General features: G+C 62.8%; 10 protein-coding genes. 7 read left to right on the top strand and 3 right to left on the bottom strand.

The window, feature by feature from the left end; genetic code table 11:
- The first annotated feature begins 1 nt into the window (after position 1).
- The 6 genes from AC0L3D_RS10210 to AC0L3D_RS10185 are packed head-to-tail and all read left to right on the top strand — an operon-like array spanning position 2 to position 7,240.
- A complete protein-coding gene (locus tag AC0L3D_RS10210) occupies positions 2-901 on the top strand; it encodes an ABC transporter permease (protein ID WP_023800425.1) in 900 nt (299 codons plus the stop codon).
- Positions 898-2,004: an ABC transporter ATP-binding protein gene (locus AC0L3D_RS10205; protein WP_128167576.1), complete on the top strand. Its 1,107-nt coding sequence runs from the start codon at positions 898-900 to the stop codon at positions 2,002-2,004. The genes AC0L3D_RS10210 and AC0L3D_RS10205 overlap by 4 nt, the downstream gene beginning before the upstream one ends.
- Positions 2,005-2,017: 13 nt before the next feature.
- Complete coding sequence (locus tag AC0L3D_RS10200) at positions 2,018-2,506, top strand: (2Fe-2S)-binding protein (RefSeq protein ID WP_023800427.1); 489 nt, start codon at positions 2,018-2,020, stop codon at positions 2,504-2,506.
- Positions 2,507-2,508: 2 nt separating this feature from the next.
- Entirely contained in the window at positions 2,509-4,896 is a 2,388-nt protein-coding gene (locus AC0L3D_RS10195) for a xanthine dehydrogenase family protein molybdopterin-binding subunit (RefSeq protein ID WP_473644156.1), read from the top strand.
- 10 nt (positions 4,897-4,906) lie between these two features.
- On the top strand, positions 4,907-5,728 hold the full coding sequence (locus AC0L3D_RS10190) for an FAD binding domain-containing protein (RefSeq protein WP_473644127.1): 822 nt from the start codon (positions 4,907-4,909) through the stop codon (positions 5,726-5,728).
- A gap of 48 nt (positions 5,729-5,776) precedes the next feature.
- Positions 5,777-7,240: an amidase gene (locus tag AC0L3D_RS10185; protein WP_023800430.1), complete on the top strand. Its 1,464-nt coding sequence runs from the start codon at positions 5,777-5,779 to the stop codon at positions 7,238-7,240.
- Here the strand turns inward: AC0L3D_RS10185 and AC0L3D_RS10180 are convergent.
- The 3 genes from AC0L3D_RS10180 to AC0L3D_RS10170 form a co-directional block, all read right to left on the bottom strand.
- Positions 7,227-8,156, bottom strand: a complete 930-nt coding sequence (locus AC0L3D_RS10180; RefSeq protein ID WP_023800431.1) for a LysR substrate-binding domain-containing protein — start codon at positions 8,154-8,156, stop codon at positions 7,227-7,229. The genes AC0L3D_RS10185 and AC0L3D_RS10180 overlap by 14 nt on opposite strands.
- A gap of 150 nt (positions 8,157-8,306) precedes the next feature.
- Entirely contained in the window at positions 8,307-9,206 is a 900-nt protein-coding gene (locus tag AC0L3D_RS10175; RefSeq protein ID WP_023800432.1) for a proline iminopeptidase-family hydrolase, read from the bottom strand.
- A 153-nt stretch (positions 9,207-9,359) separates the two neighbouring features.
- On the bottom strand, positions 9,360-10,085 hold the full coding sequence (locus tag AC0L3D_RS10170; protein ID WP_287171679.1) for a LuxR family transcriptional regulator: 726 nt from the start codon (positions 10,083-10,085) through the stop codon (positions 9,360-9,362).
- A gap of 299 nt (positions 10,086-10,384) precedes the next feature.
- Here AC0L3D_RS10170 and AC0L3D_RS10165 point away from each other — a divergent pair, with 299 nt between their 5' ends.
- Positions 10,385-12,058, top strand: a complete 1,674-nt coding sequence (locus AC0L3D_RS10165) for an ABC transporter substrate-binding protein (protein ID WP_473644125.1) — start codon at positions 10,385-10,387, stop codon at positions 12,056-12,058.
- The last annotated feature ends 62 nt before the right edge of the window (positions 12,059-12,120 follow it).

The following is a 12,120-nucleotide window of genomic DNA, read 5'->3' as shown; positions in this document are numbered from 1 at the left end:
CATGGCCCCGACCATCGCCGCAAGCGTGCCGGCGCACAGGAGCCGGGCGATTGCCCCGGCCAGTGGACGCCGGCCGTGGACCTTCTATGTGCTTGCCACCCTGTTCACGCTCTACCTGGTGGCGCTCTACGGTCCGATGGCCTGCATCTATATTCTTTCCTTCCAGGATCTGCGCGGCGGGCTGGTCTTCCCGATCAAGGGTCTCTCGCTGCACTGGTTCGTCGACCTGTTCACGCAGGTCCGCACCGGCGACGTCAAGGGCTCCTTCGAGCGCTCGTTCGAGCTTGCGATCGTGGTCACGGTGCTGACCGTGGTCGTATCCTTCCTGGCCGGACTTGGCTTTCGCAAACGCTTCGCCGGTGACACGACCGTCTTCTATTTGATGATCGGCAGCCTGGTCGCTCCCGGCCTGGTGCTCGGCATCGGCGTGGGACTCATCTTCAACGCGGTCGGTATCGAGGCAAGCCTGTTCACCTCGGCGCTTGGTGCGCAGCTTTCATGGACGTTGCCTTTTGGCGTGCTCGTCATGTTCGCCGTCATGTCGCGCTTCGACCATGCCTGGGAAGAAGCGGCGCGCGACCTTGGCGCCTCGCCCTGGCAGGCGATCCGGCTCGTCGTGATCCCGGTGCTGGCGCCCGGCCTTGTCGCCGTCGCGCTGTTCGGCTTCACGCTCTCCTATGACGAATTTGCCCGGACGCTGCAGACCGCCGGCTCGCTCAATACACTGCCCCTGGAGATCTGGAGCATGACGCTGAACATCACTTCGCCGGCACTCTATGCGCTTGGCACCGTCACCACGATCGTCTCTTTTCTCGTCATCGGGGCAAGTCTGGGCACGATCGCCTTCATCCAGAAGCGGCGCAGGAGCCGCCCGCCCGTTCTCGTGGGAGCCGGCGCATGACGGTCGGCATGGGTCATATTGAGATCGCCGGCGTCGCCAAGAGCTATGACGGCTTCAGCTATGCGGTCGACGGCGTCAATCTGAAAATTCCGGACGGCGCCTATTGCTGCATTCTCGGCCCTTCGGGCTGCGGCAAGACCACGATCCTGCGTATGATCGCCGGCCACGAGGATCCGACCGTTGGCGAGATCCTGATTGGCGGCGAAAGTGTCGTCGGCCTGCCACCGGTCGAGCGCCGTACGGCGATGATGTTCCAGTCCTACGCGCTGTTTCCGCATCTGACGGTTCGCGACAACATAGCCTTCGCGCCCAGGGTCCGTGGGCTCTCGAAGACCGAGCGCTACGCCAGGACTGACGCCATGATCGAGAAGGTACGGCTGGCCGAGTTTGCCAACCGTCTCCCGGCGCAGCTTTCCGGCGGTCAGCAGCAGCGCGTGGCGCTCGCCCGCGCTGCCATTACCGAACCACGGGTGTTGCTGCTCGATGAGCCGCTTTCGGCGCTCGACGAGCATCTCCGCATCAGGATGCGCGCCGAGCTGAGACGCATGCAGCGCGAACTCGGCATCACCTTCGTCCATGTCACGCATACGCAGCTCGAGGCCATCGCGCTCGCCGACATGGTCGTCGTCATGGAAAACGGCAAGATCAAGCAGTCTGGTCCGGCGCGTGAAATCTATGCTGCGCCGAAGGATCGCTACGTCGCGGAATTCCTTGGTGGGCAGAATGTGCTCAGTGGCAAGGTCGGCAGGATTAATGGCACGCGCGCTATGATCGCGAGCCCTGAAATCAACGGCATTACGATTCCGATGCGCGCCGGCGTCCGGCTGGAGGCCGGCCAGGCGATCGACATCGCGGTGCGGCGCGACGACGTCGAACTGTTCCGCACGGGCACAACGCTCTCCGAGCAGGACATGGCTTCGGTGCCGGCGACGATCCTCGGCATCGAATACCAGGGCAATTTCGTCAAGGTGATGCTGGACGCTGCGGGCGAGGAGGAATTCGTCGCCTATGTGCCGGAACGCCGCTTTTTCGAGAATCCATTCGACGTCGGCGATAGCGTCCTTGCCGCATGGCTGATCGACCGCGCGCATTTGCTTGCCTAGCCCGGAGCACACCATGGAAATCAATCTCACGCTCAATGCACGCCCGGTCAGCGTATCGATCGATCCGGCGATGCTGCTGGTCGATCTCCTGCGCGAGCAGCTCTCGCTCACCGGAACTCACATTGGCTGCGACACCAGCCAATGCGGTGCCTGCGTGGTGCATCTCAACGGCGAGTCGGTGAAAAGCTGTACCATGCTGGCAGTCTCGGCAGATGGCGGTTCAGTAGCGACGGTTGAAGGCCTGGCGGGCGCCGGACAGGCGAAGCTGCATCCGATGCAGCAGGCCTTCCATGAAAACCACGGGCTGCAATGCGGCTTCTGCACGCCGGGGATGTTGATGAGCGCGGTCGACCTTGTCGGACGCAATCCCGACCCAACCGAAACGGAGGTGCGCGATTGGCTGGAGGGCAATCTCTGCCGCTGCACGGGCTACCACAACATCGTCAAATCGGTGATCGCCGGCGCCGCCGCCATGCGCGCGGGCAAAGTGAGGGGCTCATGAACATGTCAAAAGTGGTTGGCATCGGCGCGGCGCCGAAGCGCAAGGAGGATCTGCGCTTCGTCACCGGGCGCGGAAACTATGTCGCCGATATCAAGCGGCCGGGCATGCTTTTTGGCGCGTTCCTGCGCTCGCCGCATGCGCACGCCCGGCTTGGAGAGATCGATGCAACTGCCGCCCGCGCCATGCCGGGCGTGGCGGCGATCTATACCGGCGAAGACCTGAAAGCCGACAATGTCGGCGGGCTGCCGGTCGGCTGGGGCATCCACGGCAAGGACGGCATGCCGATGAAGGAGCCGCCGCACCCGCCGATCGCTCATGGCAAGGTGCGGCACGTCGGCGATGCCGTCGCCTTCGTCGTGGCGCAATCACTGGAGCAGGCGCGCGCCGCGGTCGAGGCGATCGAGGTCGAGTACGAGATCCTGCCTGCCGTGGTCGGCGTGGTCGACGCGTTGCAGCCGGGTGCGCCCGCCGTCTACGACGACATTCCCGACAATCTGTGCTGCGACTGGGAGCTGGGCGATGCCGCTGCCGTGGAGGTCGCGTTCGCCGACGCGGCACATGTCGCCAGCATCGAACTCGTCAACAACCGCCTAATCGGCAATCCGATGGAGCCGCGTGCGGCGATCGGGGAATATGATTTCGCGACCGGCCAGCACACGCTGTGGACGACGAGCCAATTTCCGCACGTGGTCCGCTTCCTGATGGGTGAATTGGTGCTCCACATTCCTCAGCACAAATTGCGTGTCGTGGCGCCCGATGTCGGCGGCGGCTTCGGTGTCAAGCAGTTCCACTATGCCGAGGAAGCCGTCGTCACCTGGGCCGCCGCAAAGCTCGGGCAACCCGTCAAGTGGGTTTGCGAGAGATCGGAAGGCTTCGTCTCAGACGCCCAAGGCCGCGATCATTTCACCGAGGCCGAGCTGGCACTCGACGAGAGTGGCAAGTTTCTCGGACTCAGGGTGCGCACACTCGCCAACATGGGTGGCTATCTCTCGACCTTCGGACCAAACATCCCGACCAACCTTTACGCACCGCTGCTATCGGGCGTCTATCGTATGCCGGCTATACATTGCTCGGTGAAGGTGGTCTTCACCAACACCGTTCCTGTGGATGCCTATCGCGGCGCCGGACGGCCAGAGGCGACCTTCGTGCTGGAACGACTGGTCGACCTCGCGGCGATCGAGATGGGCATCGACAAGCGCGCGATCCGCCGCCGCAACATGATCCCGACCGAGGCCTATCCCTACCAGACGCCGGTCATCGTCGAATATGACAGCGGCGATCCGCTGGGCTGCCTCGACAGGGCCGAGAAGCTCGCCGATGCGGATGGCTTCGAGCAGAGGCGGCTGGAATCGGCGGGCCGCGGCAAATATCGCGGCCTCGGCCTGTCCACCTATGTCGAGGCTTGCGGATTGGCGCCATCGCGATTGGCCGGTAGCCTCGGCGCACGTGGCGGGCTTTACGAAAGCGCGACGGTGCGCGTGCACCCGACCGGCGCGGTCACTGTGCTGATCGGCACCCACAATCATGGCCAGGGCCACGAAACGACGTTCGCGCAGATCGTCTCGGATCGTCTCGGCGTGCCGTTCGAAGACATCAACATCGTCTGCGGCGACACCGCCAAGGTGCAGTTCGGGATGGGCACCTACGGCTCGCGCTCGCTTGTGGTCGGCGGAGCGGCGCTCTCGAAAGCCGCCGACAAGGTGGTCCTGAAGGGGCGCAAGATCGCCGCGCACCAACTCGAGGCCGATCTTGAGGATATCATGTTCGACGCGGGAGAGTTTTCGGTCGCCGGAACCGATCGCAAGAAAACGTTCACGGAGATCGCCGGCGCGGCCTATGTGCCCTTCGACTATCCGCTGGAAACCCTTGAGCCCGGCCTCGAGGAGCAGTCCTACTACGACCCGGTCAACTTCACCTATCCTGGTGGCGCGCATTTCGCCGAGGTCGAAATCGATCCCGATACCGGCATGGTGACGCTGGAGCGCTACACCGCCGTCGATGATGTCGGCACGATCATCAATCCGATGATCGTCGAGGGCCAGTTGCAGGGCGGTATCGTACAGGGTGTCGGCCAGGCGCTGTTCGAGCACGGTGTCTACGATGAAAGCTCCGGACAACTGCTCTCCGGGTCCTTCATGGACTACTGTATGCCGCGTGCCGACAATTTTCCGGCGATAGTCGTTGCCCCGCATTCAACGACATGCACCCACACGCCGATGGGCGTGAAGGGATGTGGCGAATGCGGCACTATCGGTTCGCCGGCTGCCGTTATCAACGCCGTGGTCGACGCCCTGCAGCCCCTGGGCGTCACCCATGTCGACATGCCTGCGACGCCAAACAAGATTTGGAACATCATCCGCAATTCGCGCGCCGCGCTCGCAGCCGAATAAGGGGGCTTCGATGAAATCCTTCGACTATCTGAAGCCTGCAACGACCGTGGCAGCGGCTGCCCTGCTTGCCGAGCATGACGACGCCAAGATCCTAGCTGGCGGCATGACCTTGCTGCCCACCATGAAGCAAAGCCTAGCCGCGCCCGTCGCGATCATCGATCTTTCGGCGGTCGCAGCACTTCGCGAGATAGCGTTCGATGAAGGCGTTCTGGTCATCGACGCGATGGCTCGCCATTGCGACGTCGCCTCCTCAGCGCTGGTGCGGACACATATACCTGGACTGGCTTCGCTCGCCGCGCACATCGGCGATCCGCAAGTCCGCCATCGTGGCACGATCGGCGGCTCGGCCGCCAACAACGATCCAGCCGCCGACTATCCTGCGGCGATCCTCGCTCTTGATGCAACCGTGATCACGATCGAACGGACGATCCCCGCCGACGCGTTCTTCGTCGATATGTTCGAGACTGCGCTCGAAGCTGGCGAAATCGTCACCGGTTTCCGCGTCCCGGTTCCCGACATGGCGGCGTATGCGAAATTCCGCAGTCCGGCATCGCGCTATGCGATTGTCGGCGTGTTCGTCGCACGAACGGCCGGAAAGGTGCGCGTCGCGGTCACCGGTGCAGCCTCGTCGGTGTTCAGGGCAACCGACATCGAAACGGCGCTGCAGGAGCGGTTCGATCCGGATGCGCTGAGCCGCGTGTCATTGGATCCGTCGGGATTGAATTCGGACATCCATGCGGATCGGGAATATCGCGCCAATCTCGTAATGGTCATGGCGCGACGCGCGGTCGCCGCAGCGCTCCGGAATGCCGACGAAAGTGCAACAAAATAGCGGTCGGCCGGCGTGGTTCGGCCGCGCGAGTCCGGCCCGGGAGGGCTCATGACCATGATTCCAGTCAATGTCGGCGTAGCCAGTGCGCCGGGCGATCTTGCGCGTCTCTCTGCCGTCGACATGGTCGCCGGCTACAGGGCGGGCCGTTTCGACCCCGTTGATGTGATCGAAGACACGGTGTGTGCGCTCCGCCGCACGGATGCGGTCTGCAATATCGTTGTGACTGATCTCTACGAAGAGGCTGTTTCCGCAGCCAAGGTGATCGCGCAGCGTTACCGAAAAAGCGCCGAAACCCGCCCGCTGGCAGGGGTTCCCGTCACCGTCAAGGATCTCATCTTCGTCGCCGGCAAGCCGGCGAAGGCGGGCGCGCCCTCATTTGCCGGCTTCGTGCCGCCAGTCGATGCCCATGTCGTGCGCCGTCTACGCGACGCCGGCGCCATCGTAACCTGCAAAACGACCACCTGCGAATCCGGTTACAAGCTCACTGCCGACAGTCCCGTCAGCGGCATAACCCGCAATCCCTGGTCGCTGGAGCGAACCAGCGGCGGCTCCAGCGGAGGTGCTGCTGCGGGCGTCGCCGCCGGCTGCGGTCCGCTGGCAATTGGAACCGATGGCGTCGGCTCGATCCGCGTACCTGCTTCCTTCTGCGGGGTCTTCGGCCTTAAACCGACTTACGGCCTCGTTTCGCGCGCGCCCGGCTTCTTTCCGCCATCATGGGGATCGCTCGCGCACACCGGTCCAATAGCGCGCACGGTTGCGGACGCTGCTCTGCTGCTCGAGACAATAGCGGGCTATGATGTGCGCGACGCCGCCTCGCTCGCCCTGAAGCCGCAGGAGTACTCCAGGATTCCGCCATCGGTCATGGGTCTGCGCGTCGCTTTTTCGGTCGATTTCGGGTATGCGCCGGTCGATCCGCAAGTGCGTGCGGCGTTCGCCACCGCACTCGACATTCTGGCCTCCGCCGGCGCCAACCTCGTCGAGGTTCCCTTCGCCCTCGACCCGGATATTCTCGACAGGGTGCTCAATCCGATCGCCTTCACTGAACAAGCGGCATCGGTTGGTGATCGCGGCGCGGAAGCATTTCTCGACTCGGACGAGGAGTTCCGCGCCGTTCTTGACAAAGGCCTCACCTACAGCGGCGCTGATTACATGGAGGCGACGCATCTGCGCTCCCGGCTCCGGAACCAATTCGTCGAACTGTTCCGCACCGTCGACGTGATGCTTACGCCGACAGTTGCGGTTACCGCCTTCGCGGCCGGCACGCTCGGCACGTCCTGCATCGACGGGCATCCGGTCGACGCGCATCTGGGCTGGTCGCCTTTCACGTGGCCGGTCAATCTGTGCGGCCTGCCGGCCGCGACGGTCCCGTGCGGACGTGATTCTTCGGGCCTGCCGATCGGCGTTCAGATGATCGCACCATGGATGCGCGAGACTTCCATCATCGCTCTCGCGGGAGCCTTTGAGGAAGTGCGACCCTGGACGGAGGAATGGCCGCCGCTCAACCTTCGTTGAGCGGCCTTTCGGATTCGGGTTCGCGCATGTCCGGCATCACCACAGCGCCGATCTCCCGGTTAATATCGAGGTAGTGCGACAGGTAGTCATAGAGCGCCTTGGCCGCCGGCTTGGTCGTGCCCTGCGCCTTGTAAAGCAGCAGGTCAACTTTGGGCAGCGTGGGAAAGTCGCCGCTAGCCACGATCTCGCGCATGCCCGAAACGAGTGCGCTGCGGCCGAGCACGGTTACGGCCATGCCTGAAAACACCGCCGCCTGGAGCCCGCTGACACTCTCGCTCACGCAGGCGATCCGCCATGAGCGGCCCGCCACTTCGAGGTGCTCTATCGCATGATCGCGATAGATGTTGCCCGGCGGAAGCAGCGCCAGAGGCAGAGGTGTCTCGGTATGCGCCGTCGAGTGTTCTCCGGTGATCCAGACGAGCTGTTCCTGACGCACCACTCGCCCGCCGATGAAGTCGTTCATCCGCGTGACCAGCGCGATGTCGATTTCGCCGCGATGGACCTGTCCGACCAGCGGCGTCGACAGCGAGCAGTGAAGCTGGACCTGGACGCGCGGGAAGGCACGCTGGAATACCGCAAGGATCGACGGCAACAAATAGGCCGCGTAGAGGTCGGGGGTGCCGAGGATCACCTGACCTTCGATATCGGGCGATGAGAGGCGCGAGAGCAGTTCGTCGTGCAGACGCAGGATCGAATTTGCATAAGAAAGCACCAGTCTGCCATCGGAAGTGAGCACCATTTTGCGCCCATCGTGACGGAACAGATTGCAGCCGCAGATCACGTCGAGCCGCTGTAGCTGCAGGGTAATGGCGGGCTGCGAGCGGCTGAGGCGCCGCGCCGTCTCAGTAATGCTGCCGGTTTCCGCGACGCACTGCAGCGATCGGAGCATTCTTATGTCGACGCTGATGAGGTTCATATGTTCGAGCCAGATCCGATGCGGCCGGTCTAACTACGCAAGATTCATTCCAGCCGACCTTCGGCGCAGTTTTGTGCTCCGTCGCGCAACTCGATTGGCTAAGCCCGGCACGATAAGCTTGTGCAAAGACAGGCTGCTGTGGGGCAGGCCTCAATCGTATTTGGCCACAAAGCGTCCAACGGCGGCGAGGCAATCGTCCTTCTCCTCGACATGCGGCATGTGGCTGGAATTTGGGAAGACCATGCCTTCGACGTCGGGAATATGATCGAGAAAGGGCTGGACGCAGGCTTCGGTCGCTTCGTCGTAAAATCCGCGGAACGCCAGCGTCGGCGCCTCGATCAGATGCAGGCGCTCGACGATGGTCCAGTTCCGCATCGTGCCGATGACGTGGAATTCATTGGGTCCGTTCATGGTGTGATAAACCGTCGGATCCGCGTCGATTGCCGCGAATGTCCGGGCGACCTCCCGCGGCGTTGGAAGGACACGGCAGACGTGGCGGTCATAGAAGGCTTTGGTTGCCGCAACATAATCCGGGTGATCGGTGGTCCCGGCTGCCTCGTGCCGGTCAAGCGCGAGTTGCACATCGGCCGGCAGCCCGGCCCGCAATTGCAGCGCGCCTTCCATCCATAGCGCCATTGAGGCCAGCGAATTGGCCAGGATCAACGCCTTGAGCCCGGCAGGGCGTCGCACGGCATGTTCGGCCGAAAGTATGCCGCCCCAGGACTGGCCGAGCAGGGCGTAACGCTCGGCAATGCCAATGTGAGCGAGCAGCGCATCGAGTTCGCCCAAAAAGAAATCGACGGTCCAGAAGTCGCCGCCCTTGTCGGGCAGATGGGTCGACTTGCCGTTGCCGATCTGATCGTAGTGGATGACGGCCCGCCCGGTATCGGCAAGCTCCCTGAATGAATCGACGTAGTCGTGGGTGCAGCCCGGCCCGCCGTGAGCGACGACCAATGGCAGCTTGCCCGAGTTGAGATCTCCGATCACGCGATACCAGGTGCGGTAGCCCCTGTAGTCGCTGAATCCTTCGGTGGTCGCATGTGCCGTCACAGTTCCAAGCTCCGGGTCCTGGCTGGCAGGAACCAAAGTGACGGACCCTCCCAAGCCTTGTTTGCGGCCGACGGTACTAAGCGGCCCGGCGCATTTACAGCTAGCACTATTTATAGGTTTGCCCTGGCGGGAGGAGCCCTCAGGCGGAGAGCCTCAATGCTCCGGCTCGAGCAGCCGGTAGTGGGCAGCCAGCGCGATGGCGTGGAAGCGGTTGCGCGCGCCAAGCTTGCGTGTCGCCGCGTTGAGATGCAGCGTTGCTGTCGGCACCGCGCGGCCAATCTCGCGCGCGACCTGCTTGGCCGTCAGTCCGGCGGCGGCGAGGCGCAGGCACTGGCGCTCGCGCGACGTCAGGTGGACGTATGGGCAGGTGCGGATGCCGGCATCGAAACCGGCGTAGACGGAGTCGTGCAAGAGATGGCCCAGATCGCCGATTTCGGCGATTAACTGCCTTGCTTCGGCCTCGAACCCTGGCTCTGGGTCGGCGCGGATCGCGGTGAAGGTGGCCAGATCCCCACCGGCAAGACGGATGGGCACGGTGACGCCGCAGGTCATCCTGGTATCGAGCAGATAGCTGATCACCGGATCATGCCTGGACCGAAGCACATGCTGCATGACGGTGCTCTGAACGCCCTTGTGCGACCAGAGGAACGGCCTCGATACTGCGAGCGCGGCTTCCTGCACCGGGTCAAGCTGATAATAGCCGCCTTTGCACCAGAGATCCTGCATGTCGCGCGGCACGTTGTGCAGAGCCATCAGCGACGGGGTGATCAGGTCGCCCTCATGGCTGACCGGCACGGGCGTATAGTCATAGATGAATGAGGTGAAACCGACGGGCTCCAGCACATCGGTCGCCACCGCCATGGCGGCGTCGATGCTCATTCCCGTTCGGAACCGGCTCTCTAGATCGCCTGAAAAGCCCTGCATGCGACAAGCTTACCCGCTGGCCATTGCTTGTCAAATAGCCATGTCACCCGCGTGCCCAATAAATAGGCTTAAGGCTGGCCTCTCCGACCTATCTATCTTAATAGCTATCCTGCTCGGCTTCGCTGGTCGTAGTCTTTTGCGATTGGGCGAAGGTGCGGAGACCACCCGCGACCCAGATCATTTCCAGCCACGCCGCGGTCGTCGATTGCGTATAGCGTGGCCAGTCGACACGCTTTCCACGAGGAAACACAGCCATGCGACCCCAAAAGGCACTTGCAGCGTTGATACCCGGCCTGGCTCTGCTCGGCATGACGATCGTGTCGCCGCCGAGCAGTGCCTTGGCCGCGGAAGGCAAGCTTGGCGGCACGCTCCGCTTGCTGGCCAACGCCGCTGCCGGCACCGCCGATCCGCATATCAATTACACGCTGCAGTTTTTCCAGATGAACTATATTCTCTACGATGGTCTGGTGACCTACAAAAAGGCCGGGGACAAGACCGGCTTCGAGGTGGTCGCGGACCTTGCCGAAACCCTGCCGAAGGTCGAAAACGGCGGCAAGACCTACATCTTCAAGCTGCGCAAAGGCATCAAGTTCGCCGACGGCTCGGACGTCACCAGCAAGGATGTGGTGGCTTCGTTCCAGCGCATCTTCAAGATCAGCGGGCCGACGGCCGGGACCTTCTACAACGGCATCGTCGGCGCCGATGCGTGTTTGAAAACCCCGGCGACATGCACCCTCGATGGCGGCCTGTCGGTTGACGACGCAGCCGGAACGATCACCTTCAACCTGGTCCAGCCGGATGCCGAGTTCCTGCAGAAGATCGCCATTCCGCACGCGGCGATCCTGCCGGCGGGCGCGCCGCTCAAGGATGCCGGCACTGATCCGATCCCGGGCACTGGGCCCTACATGATCGCGAGCTATGATCCGAACAAGCTGATGAAAATGGTGCGCAATCCTCACTTCAAGGAATGGAGCAAGGAAGCCCAGCCGGCAGGGTATCCCGATGAGATCGACTATGAATTCGGCCTCACCGACGAAGCGGCGGTGACGGCGGTCGAGAACGGGCAGGCGGACTGGATGTTCGATCCGCCGCCGGCGGACCGTCTTGGCGAACTCGGCACCAAATATGCCAAGCAGGTCACGGTGCATCCGCTGATGGCGATGTGGTATGCGCCGATGAACAACAATCTGGCGCCGTTCAACGACATCCGTGTTCGCCAGGCGGTGAACTTCGCCATCGACCGCGCCGCGATCATCAAGCTCTTTGGCGGCAGCAATCTGGCACAGCCGGCTTGCCAGATCCTGCCGCCGGGCTTCCCGTCATTCGCGCCTTATTGCCCATTCACCGCCAATCCGGGCGAAAAGTGGTCGGCGCCGGATATGGACAAGGCCAAACAACTGGTTGCTGAATCGGGAACTGCTGGTCAGGAGGTGACGATCATCACCGAGGACAGCAGCGTCTCGAAGTCGATCGGGGTCTATCTGCAGGACGTGCTCAACCAGCTCGGCTACAAGACATCGGTCAAGCCGATCTCGCAGAACATCCAGTTCACCTATATCCAGAACACCAACAACAAGGTGCAGATCTCGGTCTCGCAATGGTTCCAGGATTACCCGGCGCCATCCAATTTTCTGGAAGTGCTGTTCAGCTGTGCCTCATTCACGCCGGGCTCGGACGCCTCGGTCAACATTTCCGGGTTCTGCGACAAATCGATCGACGCGTCGATGGCCGAAGCAGAGACAGCCACCATCGCCGACCCAGCCAAGGGCGCAACACTCTGGACGGCCATCGACAAGGCGGTGACGGACAAGGCCCCGGTCGCTGTTTTGTTCACACCCAAGCGGGTCGATGTCGTCTCTTCCAGGCTGAAGAACTTCACCTTCAGCCCGCAATTCTACTGGATCGTCAGCCAGTCCTGGGTCGAATGATCCCCTCGAGCCAATGCGACGGAGTGCCACCGGCGCTCCGTCGCATTTCCTTTTCCGCCGGA

The organism is Mesorhizobium sp. WSM4837 (genome assembly GCF_055811435.1).
This window is presented reverse-complemented; position numbering and strand designations above follow the sequence as displayed.